Consider the following 23,438-nt stretch of genomic DNA (forward strand, 5'->3'; position numbering starts at 1 on the left):
GCTGAGAGTACTTCATAAATCCTGAAGTTATTTCACTGAGCCCCGGGCTGCTGAGAGAGGGACGAACCCCCTGGCCAGCAGGCCGGACTCTCTCCGGGGCTCAGGGGAACACGCGGGATGTCGCACAACAGAAGCTGTGGGAACGGATCGAGCGGGTCCTGGACGCCTACGACGCAGCCGACGCCCCGGGGCCGGAGACCTTCACCCTGCACGTCTACGACGGCGGGCAGCACCTGCGGCACCCGCAGCTGCCCGGCCTTCCGCTGCCCCGGCCCTGACGGGGTCCGTACGCTCCAGGCGCCCCGGGCGGGGAGAGTGACGGCCACCGCCCGGGGCGCCTGGCAGTTCGGCCGTGTCTATACCAGGTCCGAGGACTGGGCCGGGGTACTTCGCTGATACCTGCGCCCGCTGTACAGCGGTGCCTCTACCGTCCAGCCCGACAGGTGATCACGGGGGCGTGCGGAGGGGGCTGCGCAGTGGGGCGGGATCTGGGTCTGGACGGGGTGGTGGACCACTTCACCCTGTCCGGCGATGAGGCGGGCTGGTTACGGAACAAGACCGGCAGCACGAGGCTGGGCTTCGCCGTCCAGCTCAAGTTTTTGATCTGGCGCGGCCGGTTTCCCAAGATACGTCTGGAGCTGCCGCCCGACGCCGTCGAGCACGTCGCCAAGCAGGTCGGCGTGGCCGCCACCGAGCTGGGGTTCTACGACTTCATCTCGCGCGCCGCGAAGCGGCACCGCAGCGAGCTGCGGGATCTGACCGGCTGGCACGAGTGCACCACGACCGACCAGGTCAAGCTCGTCTCCCAGCTGGTGGACGTGATCTGGCACGACGAGCGCCGCGAGGAGCAGGTGCGGGCCGAGCTGATGCGGCAGATGCGCGAGGACCTGATCGAGCCGCCGACCGCGGCCCAGATCAACGCGGTCATCCGCTCCGCACTGCACCAGGCCGACGAGCGCGCCGTCGCCGAGGTCGCCGCACGGCTCGCGCGGGAAGAGGACTGCCCCGGCCGGCTGGACGCGCTGGTCTTCACCGACCCGACCGACGACCACGCCGCCCAAGGCGACACGGCCGAGGGGGACGGCGGTGACAGCGCAGAGGACGACGAAGACGACGTGGAGTCGGTGCTCTCGGACATCAAGTCCCATCCGGGCAACGTCAGTCTCAACTCGCTGCTGGAGGAGATATCCAAGCTCAAGCAGGTCCGCGCCGTCGGCATCCCGGCCAAGGCGTTCGCCGGCATCGGCGTGCAGGTCATCAACGCCTGGCGGGCCAGAGCGTCGGCGTCCTCACCCAGCCACCTGCGGCGCTTCGATGCTCCCGTACGGCACGTCCTGCTCGCCGCCCTGCTCTTCCAGCGCCAGCGGGAGATCACCGACACCCTGGTGGAGCTGCTGAACTCCACCGTGCACCGCATCAACGCGCGGGCGGAGAAGAAGGTGACCGAGGCGTTCGTCGCCGAGTTCACCAAGGTCCGCGGCAAGTCCGGACTGCTCGGGAAGATCGCCGCCGCCTCGCTCGGCGCCCCGGACGGCTCGGTCCGCTCGGTGGTCTTCCCGGCGGCCGGCGGGGAGAAGACGCTGAAGGACCTGGTCGCCGAGATGAAGGCGACCAACGCGGAGTTCGCCCGCAACAAGCGGGAGGTGTTCAAGTCCTCCTACTCCAACCACTACCGCAGCGGGCTGATGAAGCTGCTCAGCGTGCTCGACTTCTGCTCCTCCAACGACCAGCACAAGCCCGTCATGGTCGCCCTGAAGCTGATCGAGCGGCACAAGGACTCTTCCACCACCTACCTGCCGCTCGGCGAGACCATCCCGCTCGACGGGGTCGTCCGCAAGGACTGGATGGAGTTCGCGATCTTCACCCCCGACAAGGGGCCCAAGCGCGTCATGCGCACCGTGTACGAGGCGTGCGTCTTCCAGGCCCTGCGCGACCGGCTGCGCTGCAAGGAGATCTGGGTGGTCGGCGCCGACAAGTGGCGCAACCCCGACGATGACCTGCCCGACGACTTCGAGGTCAGGCGCGCGGAGTACTACGAGAAGCTCAACAAGCCGCGCGACGGCAAGGTCTTCACCGCCCAGCTCCAGGCCGAGATGCGCGCCGAGCTCGGCGCGCTGGACACGAAGCTGCCGAAGCTGCCGTGGGTGACGATCAGCGGGAAGCACCGCAACGGGGCGATCAAGTTCACCGACCCCGAACCGCAGAAAGAACCGAAGAACCTGCGCAAGCTCAAGAAGGCGATCCGCAAGAAATGGGGCACCGTCGCCCTGATCGACATCCTCAAGGAAGCCGCCCTGCGCACCGGGATGCTCAAGGCCATGGCCCCGATCGGCACGAGGGAGGCCATCGACGAGGCGAAGCTCCTGGAACGCCTGCTCCTGATCGCCTATGCGTATGGCACCAATTCCGGGATCAGCTCCGTCGCTTCCGGCGAGCACAAGCACACCGAGGAAGAGCTGCGTTACACGGCCCGCCGCTACCTGACCGCGGTCGGGCTCAAGGCCGCCGGGGTGGAGATCGCCAACGCCACCTTCGCCGCCCGCTCCGAGACGGTGTGGGGGCAGGGCACCACCACCGTGGCCTCGGACTCGACGCACTTCAAGGCGTGGGACCGCAACATCTTCACCGAGTGGCACTCCCGGTATGGGGGCCGGGGTGTGCTCGTGTACTGGCACATCGAGAAAGGTTCGATGGCCATTCATAGCCAGCTTCTCAACTGCACCGCCTCGGAGGTCGCCGCGGCGATCGAGGGGATGATGCGGCACGCGACCACGATGCAGGCCGAGGGTAACTACGTGGACTCGCATGGCCAGTCGGAAATCGGGTTCGGCCTGACCAGGCTCCTGGGCTACGACCTGCTGCCCCGCATCAAGCAGATCAACAAGGTGAAGCTGTACCGGCCCGGCCGCGAGGACGAGGACAGCCACGAGCGCCTGGCCGACGCGACGACCCGCCCGATCCGCTGGGACGTCATCGAGAACAACTACGACCAGCTCATCAAGTACGCCACCGCGATCCGGGTCGGCACCGCCTCCACCGAGGCCATCCTGCGACGCTTCACCCGCACCGCCTCCCACCCCGTCTACCAGGCCATGCTCGAAGTCGGCAAAGCCCAGAAGACCATCTTCGTCGCCCGCTACCTGCGCGACCGCGACCTCCAGCGCGAGATCCAGGAAGGGCTGAACGTCGTCGAGGGCTGGAACGGCGCCAACGACATCATCTTCTTCGGCAAGAGCGGCGACCTGAGCAGCAACCGCCGTGACCAGCAAGAACTCTCTGTTCTCGCACTCCACCTCTTGCAAACGGCGCTGGTCTTCGTTAACACCTTGATGATCCAAGACATGCTCGCCGATCCGGAGTGGGCAGACCTCCTGACCGACGAGGACAAACGCGCCCTGACCCCGCTGTTCTGGATGCACATCCAGCCCTACGGCGAGGTGCGACTGAATATGGGCAGCCGCCTCCAACTCGCCCAGCCCGTCCCCCAGGAACCGGAGCCCGAGCCAGCCGCAGCCTGAACCCGCGACACCACTCGGCCCCCTCGCCACATCCCGGCAAGGGGGCCGACCTTCGATCCAAAGGCTACTGGCGGGTTACTTGTCACCTGGTTCGCCGCTCGTTAACGGCACCCCACATCCCGTGCACGCTGTTTGTCGTAGTAACGGCGGGCGCCGGGCGAGTTGCGTAGGGCGGAGAATGCCTGGGCCTGGAGGGCGTCAGCGAGGCGGTTGTTGGGGACGTAGCGGGCCTGGACGGTATGGCTCTTGCCGGACGCGCGGGTGACGGGGCTGGTGCCGGCGTAGTTCTTGCGTGCCTTCGCACTGGCATATCGGTGGGGGTCGTCACCGAATTCCGCGAGCGCCCGGGCGCCCGTGACCTCTGCGATGCCCGGCATCGAGAGGTAGATCTCAGCGTCCGGGTGTGCCAGAAAATGCGCCTTCACCTGCTCTTCCATCGCAGCGATCTGCTCGTTGAGCGCAATGATCAAACGTGCGTGGGCGGTGGCGGTGGCTGCATAAGCGGTGGTGACCTGTTCAGGCAGGCCGAGCTGTGGCTCGCGCAGGGCGGCCTGGACCGTGGCGGCTTTCGCTTCTCGGTTGCGGCGGCGATGGCGGGTGAGGACGGCGGTGATCTGGGTGCGGGTGAGCTTCGCCGCTGCCGCTGGAGTGGGTGCCTTGACCAGCAGTTCCAGTGCGTCAGTGCTGGTCAGCGTCAGGTCCGCATAGGCGGACAACGCGGCAGGGAAGTACTCCCGCAGCGTGGAGCGCAGTCGTTGAAAGGTTCGGGTGCGTTCCCAGATCAGTGTCTGGTGGGCGCGGGCGACCACCTTGACGGCCTGGGCCGCCTCGCTGTCCCCGGCCACGGCCCGCAGCTGGGCCCGGTCGATGCGGACCATGTCGGCCAGTGCGTGGGCGTCGCCCTTGTCGCTCTTCGCCCCGGACGAGGCATAGCGTTCCTTGAAGCGGTTGACCTGGCGGGGGTTGATCGCGAACACCTGGTAGCCGGCGGCGATCAGGGCCTGTACCCACGAGCCGCGGTCGGTCTCGATCCCGACCACCACCTCGCCCGGATCCAGGCCCTCACCGCCGTGCCGGGCGACGAGCTCGTGGAGTCTGGCGATGCCCGTCACGCCCTCGGGTAGATTCACGGCGGCCAGCTTCCGGCCGCTCTCGTCCTGGACCTCGACGTCGTGGTGGTCCTCGGCCCAGTCATCACCGATCAGCAGCAACAGACCCTCCCTATAACGTACTTGACACAGCGGTGCAGCCTGCGGAAGGCACGGCGCGCGGCCTAATGGATCCAGTGCTCACGCCCCTTGGGGCGGGCACGCCACCCCATTAGCGGTCTGGCCTACCGGCCGACCAGCAGGGGCACGGTCTCAAACCAGAAGTCCGATGCTTCGGGCAGCGATAGTGCTCACCTGCTGGCGGCTACGAATCGAGCATTCCCCGACTTCGTAGCTCCCATTAGGCAGCGCAGGATCTCGCGGCGTGTCTTGCCCTCGGTCACGGCGTGTCTTGCCCTCGGTCAGACGTCGTTGCAGGTAGTCGCGGGTGCGATCGTCCCAGCGCAGGCGGCTGAGGACGATCCGGTAGAGGGCGGCGTTCGCTTGGCGGTCGCCGCCCCGGTTCAGTCTGCGGCGCTGTGTCTTCCCGGAGGACGCCTCGACCGGGCTGGTGCCGCATAAGGCTGCGAAGGAGGCGTCGCTGGCGAGTCGCTCCGGGTTGTCGCCGGCCGCGATGAGCAGGGCAGCGGCGCTGTCCGGGCCGACGCCACGGACTTCCAGCAGACCTGGGGTGCTGGCTTCGACGGCCTCGGCTATCCGCTTGTTGAGGTCGTCGGTCTCCTCGGTCAGGTGCCGGATGCGGCGGGCCAGCAGCCTCAAGGTGTAACGGGCGGCCCCGGCCGGCCCGCTCGCGTGCTGGGGGTTGAGGTCGGCGCACCGCTTGAACAGGTGCGGGTTACTCAGCCCGGCCAGCGACTCGCGGAGAGCCGAGTCAGCTGAGACCAGGACGCTCTTGAGCTGGTTGATCGCCTGGGTCCTGGACTTGACCGCGGACCCCTTCGCCAGCTTGAACAGCCGGAGCATCTCGACTGGACCGTCGCCGGTCTTCGCCGCGGCAGTGGCTCGTCCGGTCAGCACGGCGCGGGCTGCGGCCTCGGCGTCGATGGCGTCGGTCTTGCCGTGACGGCGTCGGGCAGCCTTGTCGGGCTGGTTGACCTCGGTCACCTCGATGCCCTCGGCGCGCAGGTGACGGGTCAGGGCGGCTCCGTAAGAGCCGGTGCACTCGACGCCGGCCCGCCGCAGCACGCCGAATGATCGTGCCCAGTCGAGGAGTTGCCGGTAGCCATTTGCGGTCGCGGGGAAGCTGCGGCCGTCCAGGGCGGCGCCAAGCACAGTGATGACGGCTGCGGCGTGGACGTCCTTGTGAGTGTCCACGCCGAGCAGGACGTCCTCGGCATCCGCCGGGACGTGACATGGGGCGGTGGACTGCGTGATGCTGGTCAAGGTCGCCTTGCCTCCTGATCCCCTCCGGAACCGGTGGCCGTCGCCGGGCCGGGGGCGGTCAAGACTGTGACGGTGCCTCTCGCGAAGGCCCCTATCGGGACACGTCCCCTGCCCGGCGGCAGCGAGTACCGCCCCGAGCAGTGGCCGACAGATCAAACTCAAGGCACCACGGCCAGTCGTATCGCGAGTCAGGCCACCGCCCGAAGCGGCACCCGAACATCCTCACAGTCGCATCGCGTGGCGACAGCGCGGTGCCTCTTGAGGCGGTTGATCCCGCACTCGACCGCATGGCGCTCGCGGTAGTCGACCGGGTCGAAGCGCGGGGGCCGGCCACCGAGGGAGCCGAGCTTCTGGCGGTTGCGTGCCTGGTCGGCCTTGTTTGGAATGGTGCAGCGGACCCCGCGGCGGCGCAGGTAGGCGCGGTTCTTGTGGGAGGCACCTCCTCCTGCGCGTCCACACGGAGGTCGGCTGCAAGACCGGCACCGCCCAGCGGGGCACCGGCAACAGCGGAACCCGTACACGTGGTTCCACGGCGTACGGGCGCCGGGACGGCCGAAAGGTCGCCATGGCGGTGTGGATCCAGAACTCTTCCACCGCGCGCTCGGCCGTCTCGGGCGGACGGCTGGCGGCGCCGGTCGCGGCACGGATGACGGCCGCCGCGCTGGACGGCAGATCCAAGGCCGGGACCGGGGCCCGTCGACCAGCTCACCCACCGGCAGCCACCAACGACCAGCTGCGCCGTCTCCCGGGCCTCCCGCGTCCGCGCATCCTGCGCCGGGTGTGGCCCCAGGGGGGTCCGCACCCGGCCGGGGTAGGTGCGGCACGGGCACATCCCGTCGGTGAGGAGCCGAATGCCCTCCCGTACACCTGCGGGCTTCTCCTCCGGCGCGCGGCCCACACTGGCAGCCCCCCGACCGGGAACCCCCGCTTCCGGAGCACCTTTCGGAGGACCGCCACCGCACCGGCTGGCCTCCCCTACGGCCCGAGCCGGGATCCCGACGACCGGGCGCGCACAGCTACTGCCCCGTTGTCTTCCCCGGCGGCAGGTCCGAGCGGCACGGGGATGGCGCATCGTGCCGAGCACCACCCGGCGCAGGCCGCCCGGGCGGCCCCGCCCCTGACTGTGCCGAGGAACGAGACATGCCCAACCCGCCTCCCTCCGGGACGCACCGCCCCGCCGCCTCGCCGGCTCGCCGAGCCGCGCCCCCCCGACAGCCGGACCAGGACGCCGACGAACCGCGTCAACGGCCTCGGGAGCCCGCCGGGGGCGGTCGCGGCCGTGTCGGGGAGCGTCGGCGCCGCACCGGTCGGGGCAGTTCGCTCGCCGGCCGGCTCGGCTCGGTCCTGTGCGCAATGAGCCTGCTCATGGGGCTGTACACGGCGTACTCGGTGTGGGGCACAGACTACTTCGCGAACCGGACCGCGCAGAGCGCGTCCTCCGAGCTGCGGACGCGGTGGCAGGAGCAGCCACAGGCGGCCGGCGAAGGGCAGCGCAAGCCCCCTGCGGGGGCCACGATCGGGTTCCTGTACGTCCCGAGCATGAGCAAGTCACCGATCCTGATCGAGCCGGGGACGGAACCCAGCGTCCTTGACCAGGCCGTGGCCGGCGTGTACCCGAACGCGGCGATGCCCTGGGACACGGCCGGCAACTTCGCGCTGGCCGCGCACCGGGACGGCCACGGGGCGAAGTTCCACGACATGGACAGGATCCGACCGGGCGACGCGGCGGTCGTCGAGACCCGCGACACCTGGTACGTCTACCGCCTGGACAAGACACTGCCGAAGACGGGCATGGACAACACCGGCATCATCCGGCCCGTGCCCGAGGGCTCGGGCTACACCGGCCCGGGCCGCTACATCACGCTGACCACGTGCACCCCCAAGTACACCTCGGACTATCGCATGGCCGTGTGGGGCCATCTGGTACGCACCGTACCGGTCGATGCCGCCCGGACCCTGCCGGAGGAGCTCCGGTGACCCCTCCTGCCACCGGCGCGAGGAGAGAGCCGCGATGAAGAGCAGCATGAGGATCGACCTGGCCGTGGGCCAGGCCCGGGCGGCAGAGCTGGTCAAGTGCTACCGCGACCGGTTGGTAGAACAGGACCTCATCCCGCCGGAGGGTGCCCTGCGCCTGGCCTGCCAGACGTACGCCGACGGCTACGTGTACGTCACCGCCGCGCCCGGCCAGTTTTGGGAGCGGGCCGAGAAGGAGGGCACAGGGACCGACCTGCTGCTGGTCCTCTCCCTCGACCAGGCCTGGCAGGGCCGCACGGCGCTGTGCGAATTCGCCGACGGGGAGCACGATGAGCTGCTGCTCGAAGAGCTGCGCTACGGCTACACCCTCCACTCCTGGCCACCCGGCGAGGGCGGCGAAGGCGACGAGCCGGCATGGCCCAGGGCCGACGGGTGCCCCGGCTGACGGGCTGACCGGCTCCGGCCCTGGAGGAGGTGCTCTTCTTGTCTCGTCGGCGGCGAGCAGGCGGCGGCCATCGCTCGCGCCGGCACCCTCGGCTACTGCGGGCCGTTGCTCCGCCCCGTGGCCATCGGCCTGGCCGCGGAGCACTCCTCCCTGCGCACCGGTTTCCTCCGCCTCGTCCCAGGCTCCCTGCTATCGCCGCCGGCGCCTGGGCCCTGTCTGACCTGCGGGTCCCGGGCCACGCCGCCGGCGCCGGCACGACGGCCGTGCTTCCCGTACCGATCCGAAAGGCAAGCACCACCCTGACCGACCTGTGGCCCACGGCACCTCCCCCTCCCTGAGCGCGCGGGCCCGCGTCCCCCGAGGACGCAGCCTCATCACTTACGCGGAGCCCGGCGGCTGCCTGACGCCGGCCGAGATCCAGCTGGCCGCTCCGGCGCCGAGGACGGTCCGAGGCCCCGGATCTGCACGGGTGCCGCGGTGGCCAACTCGCAGCTCCTTCCGGTCACAGATTTCGAACTGTCCGCCCCGTACGCCCACTTCAGTGAGTGCAAGGGCGACCTCGTCACCGTTCCCGAGCCGATGTGGTTGTGCACGAGCCCCACGCTCTGCTCCGTCTCCCGGCACGTGTGCACGGGGGTGCTCGGCCCTGCCTTCGCCTCGTACACGAGGATCCACGTGCTGGCCTGCCAGGACGGAGCGGAAGAGCACAACGCCGTCGTCCAGGCCCTCAGGCGCGAGACGGACGCCTTCGTCCAGGGCAACTATGCGACCACCCAAGCGCACTGGGCGGCCTCGACCAGACGCACCAGGCCCGCTACCTGCGATTCGACAGAGTGCTCCTCTAGTACCGGGTCGGTCATGCCGAAGGAGTACCGGGGTGTCCTCCTCGACTTCAGCCGCCCGAACGACTGGCCGTGGCTCACTGAGTTCATGGCCCTGCCACGAGCCGAGCAGCAGTTCCTCACCACCCTCGAGAGGAGTTTCGACCGGGACGTGTGGACCAGCGTGAGCGAGGCCGGGCAGGAGCGCGTCCTGAAGATCTACCGACAGTGGGGACCCATCTACCTGGAGTCCCTGGAGGACGTCATCACCGCGGCCGGGCTGGTGGAGCGTCCGTGGGGTCAGAGCCTCATGACGTAGCCCAGCAGAACTCCCTGGTGTACAGGTTCCTCGCAGTCAGACCAAGTGGTCGAGGACCGAGTGGAGGTAGAACCGGTAGAGGGGCACCGAGCACGGCACCGGCGCCGTTCCAGGTGAGGCTGCTCGGTAGCCGAGTGAGGTCGTTTTGGGGCTGTGCTGGTTGGTGGCCGTGGTGAGGGCTCGGCGCGGTGGTCGGGTTCTCCAAAGTTCCTCGCGTGGTGGGGGTCAGGGGCTGCCGGTCAGCTGGCCGTGCGGGGCAGAGCCGCGAGTCGGTGGAACGCGGTGGGGAGTTCGTGTCTCCAGGGCCAGGTGGCGGAGATTCGCAGGTGGAGGCGGCCGCCGTCGCGGGTGAGGCGGGCGGCGACGTGCAGGAGCCGGTAACGGAGTTCCTTGGGCTCGGCGTCGGCCAGCCCGTCGTCCAGCAGTAGGACGCGACTCCAGGCGGGGAGGTCGATCGCTGCGAGGCTGAGTTCGAGCCGGGCCGCGTTGGGGGGGAAGTGGCGGGAGGGAAAACGGTCGAATCCGGTGTCCTTGCCGTACCGGATGTGGTCTTCGACGGTGGCGTGTCCGCGGTGGCGGGCCTCCAGGAACTGGGCGGAGCCCCCGCCGGAGGAGGGGGTGTCGGTCAGGAACACCTGGTGTCGCAGGCCCTCGTCCTGGTCGGACAGGGAGAGTTGGGCGCCGGGCTGCGGCCTCTCGTGGCGCACGTTGATGTAGGTGCCGGCCGGATAGCCGGTCAGCTCGGCGACCTCGGCGACCTCGGCGTGCTGGCGCGGAGCGAGCCGTCCTGGTCCAGTGGGATGCCAGAGACGGGTCGGGCATGGCTCGGTTCGCGTGGCGGACCGGCTCGGTGACTGCGTAGCCGACCGAGAAGAAGGTGCGAATTCCTCGCGTCCGCGCGTCGGACGTGGGTGAGGAAGGCTTTTGCCGATCCGGTGCTGTCGGTGCGGATGAGGATGTCGGTGCCGTGCCTGCGGGCGTCGGGGATCTGCACGAGAGCCTCGTCCAGCACCCGATGTGGTCCGCGGCGGTGTTTGCTCCGGCATGGCCGGGCCGCAGCCGCCCGGACACCGCCTCGCCGATGGCGGCCAGGAAGCACGTCAGCGGGTGGAAGCCGAAGCCGCCCTTGTATGTCGGGGCAGCTTGAGCCTTCTGCGAGGGGCAGGTGATCAGCGTGGCGTCGAGGTCAGCCCGGGAAGTGTACGTCTCCCAGCTTGGGCTGCGGGTATGCCCTCGCCCCGGTCAGCCGCCTGCAGCCAGGCCGTCGGAGTGACGGCCACGCGGCCGAACTCCCGTGCTGGTCCCGCAGAACGGTCAGCTCCGTGATCAGCTGGCCTCCGTTGGCGAGCGTCACCGCGAGGTCGATGGCGATCCGGCCTGGGGCGTGGCCAGTGCCGCGTGGCCGAAGTGGTCTCAACGCGGTGGAGTACGCGGTGGTTAGCCCGGTGGCATCGGCAAGATCCGCCAGCAATCGTGCACCGGCGTGACCCACCACCCCTGCGCCGTCAGCGGAGACATGGAGCTTGGGACGCGAACCGATACCCTGCACGCAGAAAGTGCCTTCCGCCAGGACCGGCGGAACCCCTCGACAAGGTTCATCGTCCCAGCTCAAAAGGCACTTTCGCGTTACCGCACAGAAACCGGCCCCCCACGTGAAACGCCGAGGCTAACCGAGCTCGTCACGGACGCTGTGCCTCGCCTACGCGGCCCTGCGCGAGCGGGGCCCGGAGGAGTCGCTCGCTCCGCTGACCGCCACCGGCCGCGCAGGCGGGTCCGCACGGGGAGGCCTGCCGGCGCGGTACCTGCGGCCGGCGTCCGGCCTTCAGTGGCCCTTGGCCGGGGTGCGGCCCTGTTCGCGTATGCCCCAAGGCGAGCCGTACGCGGTGAGCAGGTCGAGGAAGGGAAGGGGTGGCAGGGCTTCAGGGCCCAGGACTCCGGGACCAGTCCACACGCCGGTGGCGATCAGTTCGAGGGCCACCACCGGGTTGACGGCGGTCTGCCAGACGACAGCCTGGGAACCGTACTCGCGCATGGACCACTGGTTTTCGACCACGTGGTACAGATAAACCTCTCGGGGCAGCCCGTCCTTCGTGCCCTTGACCCAGGTGCCCGCGCAGGTCTTTCCGGTCATCCGATCCCCCAGCGTCGCAGGGTCGGGCAGGCAGGCGGCGACCACGTCGCGGGGCGAGACCCGGACCGGACCGTCCTCGCCGGGGACCGTGACGAGTTCGGTGGAGTCCAGGCCCAGGGCATGGAGCGTCTTGAGCTTGTCGATGAAGTCGTCGCCGAGGCCATACTTGAAGGTCACCCGGCGGGCCCCGACCCAGCGCGGGACGAGGAGGACCTCCTCGTGTTCGACGTTGACGCACTCGACGGGGCCGATGCCCTCGGGGAAATCGAAGACCTCCGGCTCGCTGAACGGCTCCGTAGTGAACCAGCCGCGCTCGCGCTGGAAAATCACGGGCGGGTTCAGACACTCCTCTATCGTCGTCCAGATGTTGAACGACGGGGCGAAGGCGTGGCCCGCGACGGCGAGGTCGGCACCATCACGGATCCCGATCTCCTCGATCTCGTCGAAGAGTTCGTCGGCCGCGTAGCGGGCGAAGACGTCCGAGAGGCCCGGCTCTACGCCCATGCCGACGAGCGCCAGCCGACCGGACTGCTCCCACTCCTCGGCCCGTTCGAACTGCTCGTCGCCGAGTTTAACCCCGCATGCGCTGTACGGGTCCTGGGGGTGCGGACGGGACAGGGACATCGCCATGTCGAGATAGTGGCTGCCCGCCGCGAGCGCGGCGTTGAACAGCGGAAGAACGAAGCGCGGGTCGGTGGCGTTCATCAGGACGTCGCATCCGCGCTCGGTGAGCAGTCGGGTGACCGCTGCCTCGTCGGAGGCGTCGACGCGACAGGCGCTGAAGCGCTGCTCGGCGCCGCCCAGGAAGGCAACCGCGGCCTGGGCGCGGGCGAGGTCGTAGTCGGCGACGACGAAGTGGTCGAAGAAGCCGCGGCGGGCGGCGATCCGGATGATCGCGCTCCCGACACCACCGGCACCCACAAGCAGAACACGCATGACGAGGTCCTTTCTCGGTGAGGCGTGCGCCTCGGGGGCTGATGGAACCCGCTGCTCCGAGTTATGGTCAATGGTGTTGGCATAAGGGTTGCCCTGTGATCACGGCACCTTCATACAAAGGGGAAGGGCGGGCGATGGCGAAGGACGTGGTCTTGGAGGAGGCTCGCAGGCGGCGGCGCCCGACCCGGCAAGGGACGGTGCTCTCCGAGCGGCTGATCGTCGAAACGGCCCTGCGGATGGTGCGCGAGCACGGCAGCGCGGGCCTGTCCGCCCGGCGGCTTGGCGCTGCCCTGGGCGCGGACCCCAGCACCCTGTACAGGTATTTCGACGGCATGGACGGGCTCACCCTGGCCATCGGCGAGGAGTTGATCGGCCGGGCGGTCGACGGGTGGGCGCCAACCGGGCGCTGGCGCGAGGACCTGCGCTCCCTCGGGCTTCGCATCCATGGCGCTTACCTCGCCCATCCTCAGGCGGCGCTACTGACAGCGAGCCGGGTGTCCGGCCGGCCGCGGGAGGTCGCAGCCGACGAGGCGGTCCTCGGCAGCCTCCGTGGGGCGGGGTTCGCCGACGGAGACGCCGTGCGGATCTACCACGCCTACATCGACCAGTGCCTGGCCTTCGCGGCGCTCGACGCGGGCCCCCTGGCTCTGCCGGCGGAGGCGCGCGAATCGGACGAGGAGCGGTGGGAGTCCACGTACGCGCGGCTGCCGGCCGAGGAGTACCCGAACATCGCGGCCACCGCCGGGCTGCTGGCCGCCCGCATGCCCCACAGCGCCTATCCGGTCGCCCTGGACATGCTACTGGACAGCGCAGAACGACAGTTGGCCGCCCCAGCCGCACAGTCCGGGGACCAGGCGGGCCGGGCTAGTGCCGGGACCGCGATCGGGGGTGTGGGCGGCTGAGCCAGGGCGCTTTTTATGCCAACACCATAGACGCTCTGTGCGGCGCACGGGTTTCCTCATCGTAAGCACGCCCCGTTACAGCGCACCAGGGAGGGACCATGGTCGAAGACACCCCGCAGACGCCGGACGAGACGCTCAGACCGAACGCCATCGGGTTCGTCGACGCTCTCGCCATTGGGCTCAACGCCACCTCGCCTGCATACTCCCTGGCCGCGGTCATCGGGCCGGTCGTCGCGCTGGTCGGCGTCCACGCCCCCGGGGTGATGCTCGCGTCCTTCGTTCCGATGGTGCTCATCGCGTCCGCCTTCTACTATCTGAACCGGGCCGACCCCGACTGCGGCACGACCTTCTCGTGGGTGACTCGTGCGCTGGGACCCACGGTCGGCTGGCTGGGCGGCTGGGCAATCACCATGACCGGTGTTCTGGTGGTCGGCTCACTGGCCGACGTGGCCGTGAACTTCGGCCTGCTGGCCGTCGGCCTGGACGCGTGGGCCGCCGACACCCTGGTCCGTCAGGGGCTGACCGTGCTGGTGATCGTGGCGATGGCAGCGCTATGCGTGCGGGACACGCAGGCCGCGGCCCGCCTGCAGAACGTCCTCGTCCTGCTCCAGACCCTATGCCTGTTTGTCTTCGCGGCCGTGGCCCTATACCGGGTCCAGGCCGGAACCGGCTCCCTCGAAGCCGTACGGCCCGCTGTCAGCTGGCTGGACCCGTTCGGGGCCGGGGGTACGGCGATGACCGGCGGGCTGCTCCTCGGCGTCTTCGTCTACTGGGGCTGGGAGTCAGCCGTCAACCTGACCGAGGAGACGACGGACCCCTCCTCCACCCCGGGCAGAGCCGGCATCTGGTCGACCGTCGTCCTCCTGGCCACCTACGTGTCCGTGGCCGTCGCGGTCGTCGCCTACGCCGGTACCGAGTATCTCGCCGCACACGCAGACGACAATGAGGCCGTGTTCGCGTCCCTGGCACGGGAGGTCCTCGGCGGCTGGGACTGGATCGTGCTGCTCGCCGTCGCCACCTCGGCCCTCGCCTCGACCCAGACGACGATCATCCCGGCCTCCCGTACCGCGCTGTCCATGGCACGCAGGCACGCCCTCCCCCCTCGTTTCGGCCGGGTGCACAGCCGGTACCGCACTCCGGCCGTCAGCACCTGGTGGGTCGCTGGCGCGGCCGCCGTCTGGTACTTGCTCATCCACCGGATCAGTGAGAACGCCCTCGCTGACTCGCTGACCGCCCTGTCCCTGCTGATCGCCTTCTACTATGCCCTCACCGGAATCGCCTGCGCGGTCTACCACCGGCGCCGGCTCACCGCGGGGGTACGCGAGTTCCTGTTCATCGGCGTCGGACCTGTCGTCGGCGCGGTGATGCTGATCTGGCTGCTCACCGAGGCGGTCGCCGATATGGCGGACCCCGCCAACTCGGCGGGCGCGACGTCCTGGTTCGGTCTGGGCCCGCCGCTGGTCATCGCTCTCGGCCTAAGCCTCGTCGGCGTACTGGTGATGCTCGCGCGACGGGCCGCGTCCGGCATGTTCTGGACCGAACGGCCCACCGCCTACGAAGGCCCCGGGCATGGGGAGAGCCAGGACGGGCCGGGTGCCTCGGCCGCGCCGGGCCAGGAGGCGGACGGCGTCGAGGTGGCGTGGGACCGGTCAGTCCCGTGAGGATGAACTCGTCGTAAGCGTTGGGTACCGTGACGACCCGCCACCTCGTCGAGGGCCCGGCGCAGGGTGCGCAGATGGGCGGCATTGGTGGGCTCGGCGGCTCCGGGCAGTCACTCGGCCAGCAGCCAACACACGGACAGGGAGCCGTCGGCGGCGCGGCGGATCGTGCGCCCGAGGAGAACCTCGCGCTCTTCGAGTACATCGACGGCTTCTACCACAGCCGGCGCATTCAGAAACGGCTCGGCCACCTCAGCCCAACCGAGTTCGAGGACAGGTATTACGCCGAGCAAAGGGCGGCCGACATCTTGGCCTGAAACCCCGTCAACCCCCACTGACCTGCCGCTCAGCAACTCCCGCACGGCGCGGGAACCTCAGGTGGTGGAACGAAGGCGACTGCGCGGGTGGGTCGTGGTGCGGGTCGAGTTCTCGCGAATTTCCGTAGCGTGTGCTCCAGGCGGCTCCATAGAGGTACGGCTCTTTCGGTTCCCCTCGCGGTGATCTTCCGGCAGGTCACCGGACAGGTCTGCCATTGGCCGATTGAATCCGAGTCTGGTCCTGTTCTTGTGGCGAGGCTGGTGATGCGGGTGACCGTGCTCGGCAAGCGCGCCCGTTCTCCGCTCGGGGCGCCTTGCGCTTTCCAGCTGACTTCCCCCGACCTGCCGCGGCGTTTTTCGTGGAAGAGGGATATGCGGCCGATAGCCTCGCATCATCTCCGCGGTGATCATCAGCCGCGTCCACCGAGTCGAGGAGAGCCACATGAAGTCCCCAGGCCGACGGGCAGTGCTCGGAGCAACCCTCGCTGCCGGCCTCACGGCGGTCGCGTCCGCCCCGGCCCGGGCCGGCTCCCCCCGCCCCCCTGCCGAGCCGGCTTCCGATCCCCACCTCGACGCCGCGTCCCTCTCTGGCGAGCAGTACGGCATCTCGTACGGCAACCAGAGTGCCGTGGTGACCGAACTGGGAGCCGGACTACGCTCGTTCAGGATGGACGACACCGAACTCCTCGACACCTACGGCCCCTCGGCCTACCCCACCGGATCCTCGTACGGGCAGCTCCTGGTGCCGTGGCCCAACCGTATCGACCATGGGACGTACGAGTTCGACGGGGCGGAGCAGGAACTGCCCTGGAGCGAGCCGGCCAATCAGAACGCCATCCATGGCCTGACGCGGTGGATGAACTGGCAACCGGTCGAGCGCAGCCGCTCCCGGCTCGTAATGGGACTCGTCTTGCATGCCCAGCCAGGGTATCCCTTCGTCCTGCGCTTGCGGCAGGCCTACGAGCTGGGGCGGCAGGGGCTGACGGTTACCACCGCAGCGGAAAACATCGGCCCGGCCAGAGCCCCGTACGGTTCAGGCCAGCACCCCTACTTCACCCTGGGGACACCGTCCATCGACGACGTCGTACTCACCCTGCCGGCGGCCAAGTACTTCCGCACTGATGCACGGAGCATTCCGCAACCGCCGCCGGTTACCGTGGCAGGCACCCCTTACGACTTCCGCAGAGCCCGCAGGATCGGCGCGACCCAGATGGACACGGGGTTCGCCAACCTCGTCCGTGACCGAGACGGTCGAGCCTGGGTGCGCATGTCCTCGCCGCGCAGCCCGCTCTCGCTGAAGGTGTGGCTCGACCGCGAGCACGAGTTCCTCCAGGTGTACACGGGGGATACGCTGCCGGAGGCGGCACGCCGTCGGGGCCTGGCCATCGAGCCGTACACCTGCGCGTCGAACGCCTTCAACAACGGGTACGGGCTACGCGTCCTGGACCGGGGGGAGCGCTTCGAGGCTAGCTGGGGCGTGCAGACCTCACGGAACTGAGATTTGAGCTGCCCCAGCCATACCCCCGAAGGTCCTTGCGCAGCATAGGCCTGCCTGGCCCGTTTCGGGTGGCGGGGTGGTCCCTGAGGTGTTGGGACACCCTCACCGGCGTGCAGCAGTGGGCGCTGGAACAGGTCCTCGGGATCAGACCTACCGAGGTTGACGAGAAGCCCAAGCCCCGCCGCACGCAGGCTGGCACGCGGGCGCCGCACCTCGCCACCGCCGCGCAGTACTACAAGTGTGAGGGGCACCTGCGGGTACCCCGCAAGCACGTCGAGACGCTCACCGTCGACGCGACGGCGACGGCCAGGAGCAAATGGTGGGGTTGGACTGGCTGTCTCTCGTTCTGGGAACCGGCGCCGGTGTTGCGGGACTGACTGCGATCGGGCTGTGCGTCTATCTGGGGCGCCATGAGGCAGCTGAGAAGCACGGCCGGGAGCAGGCAAGGCAGGCGCCGCTGGTTGCTGTTGCCTTGTCGGTGGAGTCCTCCGAGGTCCGGTTGGTGATCACTAATTTCGGCGTGCACCCGGTGCGGCAGGTGAAGTTGATGGACGTGCGCCGTCGGAACGGCGATCCGCGGGAAAGCTGGAGAGCTGCGTTCAGAGTGCCGCCGGCCCCTACCGAGCGGGACTTACTGGTATCCGGCGCGACCTTCCGGATGGCGCTGTGGCTGCTCGACAGTGCAGGGCAGCGGCTGACGCAGGTGGCCGACGGGCCGGATTTGACCTACCGGATCCGGTTCCGTGCCGTCGGGGGCCGGTGGTGGCTGCTGAGTGAGGACTCCACACGGCCTGCTCCCGTCCCCCTGCCCCGGTACCCGTGGTAATCAGGGCATGCTGCCGGTCGGTTCAACCGGGCGAGTGAACTTCGGACCGGCCCTCGGGGCGGGCTGTGGCCGGGGCGTCGCACGGGCATTCTGTTTGGTATGAAGTGCGCGCCGATCGTTGTCCTTGGGCCGTCGTTGACGGGTGGCCGTCAGGTGTCTGTACGCCGGGACGGCCGTGACCAGGTGCTCGGGCTCGCGCATTCCGACCATGATCTTGTCGTCTTCTCCAGGCTGCGGGGTTCGGTGATCCCGACAGCCTTCTGGACGATCCGGAGTGGGTGGAATGGCGCGGCAGCTCAGCTCATCAGTGGACGACAGACTGACCAGCAGCTGGCGGGGACAGCTGGTCTGGGGCGAAAACGTTTGGTGCGCTGCTCTTTCGTGTGATGGGGGATGTTCGCCGCGTGTGTTTGTGGGTGGTGGTTAGGGGCGGCGGGTGAAGGTGTGGAGTTGGTCGATTTCGTGGAAGCCGGCCTGGAGGTGTAGCTGTCCTACGGGGTCGTGCTGTGTTTCGCTGTCGGGTGAGGTGTCGAGGAGGGTAATGACCTCGCGGACGCTGCGGTCGGCGAGGTGGGCCAGGCACTGCTCGAGGAGGACGTGCCCGAGGGAGTGACGTCCCGGCCGGAGTGTCATCCATTCCAGGACTGCGGTGCCCTCGACGGGCAGGCTGACGAGGGCTTCACCAATGCGGGTGCCGTCCCTCTCGCGCAGGCGGACGCGCCAGCCTGGCGGGTTGGCGGAATCGGTGAGGTCCGCGACTGTGTACGGGCGCGGGCGGAGGGTGTCGAGGCGGTGGTGGAGGTAGCGCCGGCCTTCCTGGCGGGTGAACCCGGCCATCTCCAGCGCCCTGCGGGTACCGCGCCGCCTGCCCACTGGCAGACCCGCGAACGAGAACGCTGTGGCCAGGTCGAATGCGTACACGGTCCGCCGGCCGCAGTGGCCCAGCGTGTGGTCGATCAGTGCCTGGGCAATGGCCTGGTCTTCCGCCAGGCAGTGCAGCCACAGCAGCACGCCGACACCGTCCGCCGGACGGACTGCGAAGGAGACCGCCCCCACGATACGACCCTCCGTGGAAGCCATCACATCCGTGCACAATCCTTCCAGCCCCCACGGCTCCCCACTGTCGGGGCAGCGTCCCGCCAGCGCGCAGTCCAGCATCCGGGACGTGACCGCGGGCCGGCCGGGAAGTCGATCCGCGTCAATCAGCTCCAGAACCTGCTCCCGGTCCTGCGGACTGTATGACCTCAACGTCACGCCCGCTTCCGGGCCCGCTTTCACGACCGTCACTGCTGACCCGCCCTTCCCTGTAACTGCAGAGAGGTCAGCTTCGCCCAAACACCCGGCAAGGCTCGCCACGCCACGCCCGCAGCCCGCTCACCCCGCACCACGCGGTCCCCTGCCCGCGCTGCGGGAGGGCCTGGCGGGCCACAGAATGAACACATGCCCAACCCGAGTGCCCGGAGGAGACGGGGCAGGTGCATGCGGAGCTGCACGCCGCCGCCACCCAGGCCAGCCTCTGGCTGGTTGAGGCCTGCTGCACTCTGGCAGGCGACGGCGAGGACGCCGATACCGTCTTCGCCCACGCTTGGGAACTCATGGACTCTCTCCGGCTGGCACCGGGCGGCTTCGAATCGTTGGCCGACCCGGTCCTGTTCACCACCCTGCGCGCCACGGCGGCCAGTGTGCTGGGACGGCTGTGGATCACCGGCTACCTTCTCGGCCCCGTCCCTGTGGATGCCTGGCCCAACCGAGAGCTCGCACCCCTCCTGCTGAATGCCCTCGAACACCACACCGACACACAGACCCTCACCGCCGAACTGAACCGCCCCAGCCTGAGGAAAACCCCGCCGTGTGGACACACCTGACAATGGATCTTGATGGTCCAGGAAGGTGTAGATCTGCATGGCGAGGCCCTCGAAGTGCAACGCGGAGTTCCGGTTCGACGCGGTGGCGTTGTGGCGGGCTGCGGACGTCAGGGACGTCGCCGGCCGACCTGAACGTCAACCCCGAGATGCTGCGCGCGTGGGTGCGTGACGCGGAGGGATGCACGGCGACCGGCCGCAGGCCGTAAGAGGATGTCCAGGCGGAGGCAGCTCGACCGGGGAGAGCGTCTTCCAGGGCCGACCGCGTTTGATTCAGCTCGGTTTTGAACATGCCGATCGTCGATTCCATCAGGGCGTTGTGGTAGGCGTCGCCCACCGAGCCGATCGATGCCGCGATGCCTGCTCGGTCCAGATGCTCGGCCCGCGCCAACGATGTGTACTGCTGCGACCCCGCGTCCGAGTGATGTGTCAACTCGCCCTGTGCGTGCGGGACTCCGTCCCGGTCGCGCTGCCACAGCGCTATCTCCAGGCCGTCCAGGACGAGCCTGGTCCCCTTGCTGGTGGAGGCGGATCCAGCCGACGACGCGGAGGGAGGTGTCGACGACGAAAGCGACGTAGCGAACCCGTTCCAGGTGGAGATGTGGGTGAAGTCGGCGACCCGACAGCGGTGATGACCTTCTTGCTGCGGACGGCGCCAGCGATGCGGTTCTCGCGCATGAGGCGTTCGACGATGCAGCGGGCCACCGCATGGCGCTGCCTGTTCAGCTCCCGCCAGACCTTCCGGGCTCCGTAGACCCGGTAGTTGGCCTCGAAAAGCGTGTGTGGCCGGTCGAGCTCGGACGCGAAGAAACTCGCCGCCGCCTTCAGGATCTCGTTCGCCCGCTTCAGCTCGGCGACCTCCTTCTTGAGGGCTTTGAGCTGGGCTGATTCTTCCGTCGTCATCCCCGGCCGGGCCCCGGAGTCGACCTGGTCCTGCCGCACCCACTTTCGGAGCGTCTCGGTCGAGCCGATGCCGAGTTTCCCGGCGTCCGCCTTGAAGGCGGCGGACTCGTTCCGATAGTCGCCGCGGACCTCGGCGACTATGCGCACCACACAGCGGCGCAGCTCAATAGGATAGGAGGAAGGTCGTGCCATGACTCGATCCTTTCACGAATCTAGTCTCTATCCGACACGGGGCGGTTCACTACAGCTGCCGTGAATGATTGCGAGTCACATCTCGTCGCGATAACGGCGCCCGCCGTCATCTCCATCACCGGCCCCCGCCTCAACCAGCACCGACACCAGGCACATCATGATCTACAGCTCACACTGTCGATCACAGATTGCGACAGACAGCAGCCGGTGCAGACACCCAACCACACCGCTCAAGTTCGAAGTCCCGCCCGAAGTATGGGAATACTAAACTCGCCGCAAGGGTGGATCTCTTTGCGATATCTTGATCGAGGGGAGGGGTTGGCCTCAGAAGATTCAGATAGCCTACTGCGGAAGTCGTCAGAAGATACGACTACTCAAGGAGATCTCATGAAGCGTCAGAATGCCTCTGTTGTAGCCTTAGGAATCTGCCTCACCGTGGCAGGCGCGCTCGGTACAGCACCATCCGCCGCCGCATCCACCGCGACTACTTACAGGGTGACAGGTTCTGTGCAAACGGGGCAGGGTGTTGCGCTGGACTCGGGAACCTACGAACTGTCCGGCCCCTATGCGAACTGGGCCGAAGGTGACGCACCCAAAGGCGTCGCATCCTGGGGTGTACCGGACCACTGGACAGCCACCAACGGGCAAGGCCTGGGAATTGCCTTTCAATACAAAATTCAGGGCACAGAGTACTCGATCCAAGGCTATGCCACCGATTCGAATAGTGGAACCAACAGTGCAGGGTGTACCGTCTACAAGGGGCTGAACGTAGACAAAACTTCGTATGACTGCAAGACGACCCGAAGCGGTTCGATCTTCGACGATGCCTATAATGTCCAATACACCATAACCAAGCGGTAGGTTATATGTAATCACCGGAGAAGTGAGCCCCGACGCGGATACCTGAGCCGACAACGATACCGCTAATAGATCAGCTCATTCCGAAGGCTGGCTATGCTGTCGGTCGTGGTGGGGATTGCTGAGTCGAGGTGCTAGGCGGACAGCGAGCGGGCCTGCTTGGCGGATGCCGAGCCGGGCGGCGGTGTCCTGGGGGGCGTTGCGGCCCCATTGGCCGACCCAGGGCAGGAATGGGCTCCGGCCGGGACCACGCAGGCGGCCGTCAACAACAGCGGGTGACGGCGTCCACGACGCTTGCACGGGCCGGGCAGCGTCCGCAGCCAGCCGTCCAACAGCACCTCGCGGTGTTAACGCGTGGACGACTTCACCAAACAGACGGTGACAGATTGACGGCACATCGAAGCTCCGGCACATAGGGCGATTTGAGAGGTCGCCCCGTCACCCGGAGCTTCGTTGTGTTCGTAGCGATGCCTCCACGGATCGTCGCCCGATTGTGACAGCGCTTCCACGTAACCACCAAGACTTTGAATCAGCCCTGGTTCAGCGAGTATTGCGAGCCGTGATCGGTGTGTATCACTGCTCCGGCCACGCTCCCCCGGGTCCGCTCGGCAGCCGCCAGGGCATCGATGACGAGTTCTGTCCGCATGAGGTGATCCCTGTGGTGTGGACACACCTGACAATGGATCTTGTTGATCCTGGAAGGTGTAGACCACGTGGCAAGGCCCTCGAAGTACAGTGCGGAGTTCCGGTCCGACGCGATCGCGTTGTGGCGGGCTTCGGCTGGCAGGCGGACGTTCAGGAACGTCGCGGCCGATCTGAACGTCAACCCCGAGACGCTGCGGACCTGGGTGCGTGACGCAGACGGCCGTCCGGCAGCAGCCGGCGCGCCGCAGGACACCGAGGCCGAGTTGGCCCGGCTGCGAGCGGAGAACACCCGGCTGGCCAAGGCTGAGAAGGAATGGCAGCTCGAGCGGGAGATCCTGCGCCGGGCAGCCGCCTATTTCGCCCGGGAGATGAAGTGAAGACCGCCGCTTGGGACTTTGTCTCCGCCCACGCCGGGATCTTCGGCATCAAGCGGATATGCCGGGCGCTGGAGGTCTCCCGTTCGGCTACTACCGGTGGATCGCCGGCGCCAAGGTGCGGGCCGCCCGGCAGGCGGACGAGGATGCTCTGGTCGCCGAGATCCGCGGCATCCACGCCGAACACCACGGCAACTACGGCGTGCTTCGCGTCCATGCCGAACTCCGCGGCTTCGGTCACACGGTGAACCGCAAGCGGGTCGCACGGCTGATGCGCAAGCACCAGATCGTCGGCCGCCACCTGCGCAAGAAGAAGCGCACGACCGTTCCGGACCGGCTCGCGCCGCCGGTGCCGGACCTGGTCCAGCGGGACTTCACTGCCGGCACGCTGGACGAGAAGTGGTGCGGCGACATCACATACGTGCAGGTCGGAGCCGCATGGCTTTACCTCGCCTGCGTCATCGACATCCGCTCCCGCCGTGTACTCGGCTACTCGATGGCCCCGCACATGCGAGCCGGGCTCGTCATCGACGCGCTCCAGGCCGCGATCGCGGCCCGTGGGGGCGACGTCACCGGAGTGATCTTCCACGCGGACCGCGGATCGCAATATACGTCCGCCGCGTTCGCCCAGGTCTGCGACCAGCCTCGGCTGTTCAGCCGAATTGATCGCTGAGGTGGAGCTGGCAACACGAAAGGTGCCCTGACCTGCAAGGATTCGAGTGTCTAGGTCGAATCGTAAACGCAGGGGCGGGGCACCTTTCTGGTGG

At 68.3% G+C, this 23,438-nt stretch carries 17 protein-coding genes and 4 pseudogenes; 14 read left to right on the forward strand and 7 right to left on the reverse strand.

The annotated features are described in order from the left end of the window. Nucleotides 1-476: 476 nt before the first annotated feature. The gene (locus OTB20_RS39400) at nucleotides 477-3,518 is read left to right on the forward strand and encodes a Tn3 family transposase (RefSeq protein WP_267824730.1); all 3,042 of its coding nucleotides are present in this window, start codon (nucleotides 477-479) and stop codon (nucleotides 3,516-3,518) included. Between the two features lie 101 nt (nucleotides 3,519-3,619). Here OTB20_RS39400 and OTB20_RS39405 read toward each other — a convergent pair whose 3' ends face one another. From OTB20_RS39405 to OTB20_RS43005, 3 genes and pseudogenes are all read right to left on the reverse strand, one after another. Beyond that, nucleotides 3,620-4,729: an IS110 family transposase gene (locus tag OTB20_RS39405; protein WP_267824731.1), complete on the reverse strand. Its 1,110-nt coding sequence runs from the start codon at nucleotides 4,727-4,729 to the stop codon at nucleotides 3,620-3,622. A gap of 150 nt (nucleotides 4,730-4,879) precedes the next feature. After that, nucleotides 4,880-6,010, reverse strand: coding sequence for an IS110 family transposase (locus OTB20_RS39410; protein WP_267824732.1), 1,131 nt, complete (start codon nucleotides 6,008-6,010; stop codon nucleotides 4,880-4,882). A gap of 188 nt (nucleotides 6,011-6,198) precedes the next feature. Beyond that, nucleotides 6,199-6,447 (reverse strand): annotated as a pseudogene (locus OTB20_RS43005) (IS5/IS1182 family transposase); the annotation flags it as partial. Nucleotides 6,448-7,354: 907 nt separating this feature from the next. On the opposite strand from OTB20_RS43005, the gene OTB20_RS39415 reads away from it, so the two are divergent. The 3 genes from OTB20_RS39415 (at nucleotide 7,355) to OTB20_RS39425 (ending at nucleotide 9,569) form a co-directional block, all read left to right on the forward strand. Next, nucleotides 7,355-7,987, forward strand: coding sequence for a class E sortase (locus OTB20_RS39415; RefSeq protein ID WP_420716594.1), 633 nt, complete (start codon nucleotides 7,355-7,357; stop codon nucleotides 7,985-7,987). Between the two features lie 34 nt (nucleotides 7,988-8,021). Then, a complete protein-coding gene (locus OTB20_RS39420) occupies nucleotides 8,022-8,429 on the forward strand; it encodes a hypothetical protein (protein WP_267824734.1) in 408 nt (135 codons plus the stop codon). 858 nt (nucleotides 8,430-9,287) lie between these two features. After that, nucleotides 9,288-9,569, forward strand: coding sequence for a hypothetical protein (locus OTB20_RS39425; RefSeq protein WP_267824735.1), 282 nt, complete (start codon nucleotides 9,288-9,290; stop codon nucleotides 9,567-9,569). A 239-nt stretch (nucleotides 9,570-9,808) separates the two neighbouring features. Here OTB20_RS39425 and OTB20_RS43010 read toward each other — a convergent pair. Next, a pseudogene (locus OTB20_RS43010) lies at nucleotides 9,809-11,139 on the reverse strand (IS1380 family transposase). A gap of 252 nt (nucleotides 11,140-11,391) precedes the next feature. After that, nucleotides 11,392-12,636: a saccharopine dehydrogenase C-terminal domain-containing protein gene (locus OTB20_RS39440; protein WP_267824737.1), complete on the reverse strand. Its 1,245-nt coding sequence runs from the start codon at nucleotides 12,634-12,636 to the stop codon at nucleotides 11,392-11,394. A 134-nt stretch (nucleotides 12,637-12,770) separates the two neighbouring features. On the opposite strand from OTB20_RS39440, the gene OTB20_RS39445 reads away from it, so the two are divergent. From OTB20_RS39445 to OTB20_RS39475, 7 genes and pseudogenes are all read left to right on the forward strand, one after another. Beyond that, nucleotides 12,771-13,538, forward strand: a complete 768-nt coding sequence (locus OTB20_RS39445; protein ID WP_267824738.1) for a TetR/AcrR family transcriptional regulator — start codon at nucleotides 12,771-12,773, stop codon at nucleotides 13,536-13,538. A gap of 98 nt (nucleotides 13,539-13,636) precedes the next feature. Beyond that, nucleotides 13,637-15,199 (forward strand): APC family permease, encoded by a 1,563-nt coding sequence (locus OTB20_RS39450; RefSeq protein WP_267824739.1) that lies wholly within the window; start codon nucleotides 13,637-13,639, stop codon nucleotides 15,197-15,199. Nucleotides 15,200-15,228: 29 nt separating this feature from the next. Then, nucleotides 15,229-15,513: an IS3 family transposase gene (locus OTB20_RS39455; RefSeq protein ID WP_267824740.1), complete on the forward strand. Its 285-nt coding sequence runs from the start codon at nucleotides 15,229-15,231 to the stop codon at nucleotides 15,511-15,513. A gap of 403 nt (nucleotides 15,514-15,916) precedes the next feature. Next, nucleotides 15,917-17,011 carry an aldose 1-epimerase family protein gene (locus tag OTB20_RS39460; protein ID WP_267824741.1) on the forward strand — a complete coding sequence of 365 codons (1,095 nt, stop codon included), beginning with the start codon at nucleotides 15,917-15,919 and terminating at the stop codon, nucleotides 17,009-17,011. A gap of 110 nt (nucleotides 17,012-17,121) precedes the next feature. Beyond that, nucleotides 17,122-17,388: a hypothetical protein gene (locus OTB20_RS39465; protein ID WP_267824742.1), complete on the forward strand. Its 267-nt coding sequence runs from the start codon at nucleotides 17,122-17,124 to the stop codon at nucleotides 17,386-17,388. After that, nucleotides 17,337-17,837, forward strand: a complete 501-nt coding sequence (locus OTB20_RS39470; RefSeq protein WP_267824743.1) for a hypothetical protein — start codon at nucleotides 17,337-17,339, stop codon at nucleotides 17,835-17,837. Before OTB20_RS39465 ends, OTB20_RS39470 begins: the two co-directional genes overlap by 52 nt. A 99-nt stretch (nucleotides 17,838-17,936) precedes the next feature. Further along, nucleotides 17,937-18,160 (forward strand): annotated as a pseudogene (locus OTB20_RS39475) (hypothetical protein). A gap of 100 nt (nucleotides 18,161-18,260) precedes the next feature. Here OTB20_RS39475 and OTB20_RS39480 read toward each other — a convergent pair. Continuing rightward, nucleotides 18,261-18,917, reverse strand: coding sequence for a hypothetical protein (locus OTB20_RS39480; protein ID WP_267824744.1), 657 nt, complete (start codon nucleotides 18,915-18,917; stop codon nucleotides 18,261-18,263). 395 nt (nucleotides 18,918-19,312) lie between these two features. Between OTB20_RS39480 and OTB20_RS39485 the strand changes: the two genes are divergently transcribed. Next, nucleotides 19,313-19,702: a hypothetical protein gene (locus OTB20_RS39485; protein ID WP_267824745.1), complete on the forward strand. Its 390-nt coding sequence runs from the start codon at nucleotides 19,313-19,315 to the stop codon at nucleotides 19,700-19,702. A 477-nt stretch (nucleotides 19,703-20,179) separates the two neighbouring features. Here OTB20_RS39485 and OTB20_RS39490 read toward each other — a convergent pair whose 3' ends face one another. Then, the gene (locus OTB20_RS39490; RefSeq protein WP_267824746.1) at nucleotides 20,180-20,794 is read right to left on the reverse strand and encodes an IS3 family transposase; all 615 of its coding nucleotides are present in this window, start codon (nucleotides 20,792-20,794) and stop codon (nucleotides 20,180-20,182) included. A 387-nt stretch (nucleotides 20,795-21,181) separates the two neighbouring features. Here OTB20_RS39490 and OTB20_RS39495 point away from each other — a divergent pair, with 387 nt between their 5' ends. Together OTB20_RS39495 and OTB20_RS39500 are read left to right on the forward strand one after the other, a co-directional pair. Further along, nucleotides 21,182-21,655 carry a hypothetical protein gene (locus OTB20_RS39495; protein ID WP_267824747.1) on the forward strand — a complete coding sequence of 158 codons (474 nt, stop codon included), beginning with the start codon at nucleotides 21,182-21,184 and terminating at the stop codon, nucleotides 21,653-21,655. A gap of 710 nt (nucleotides 21,656-22,365) precedes the next feature. Continuing rightward, nucleotides 22,366-23,308, forward strand: a pseudogene (locus tag OTB20_RS39500) (IS3 family transposase); the annotation flags it as partial. Between the last annotated feature and the right edge of the window lie 130 nt (nucleotides 23,309-23,438).

Source organism: Streptomyces sp. H27-H1 (genome assembly GCF_026627445.1).
Classification (GTDB): domain Bacteria; phylum Actinomycetota; class Actinomycetes; order Streptomycetales; family Streptomycetaceae; genus Streptomyces.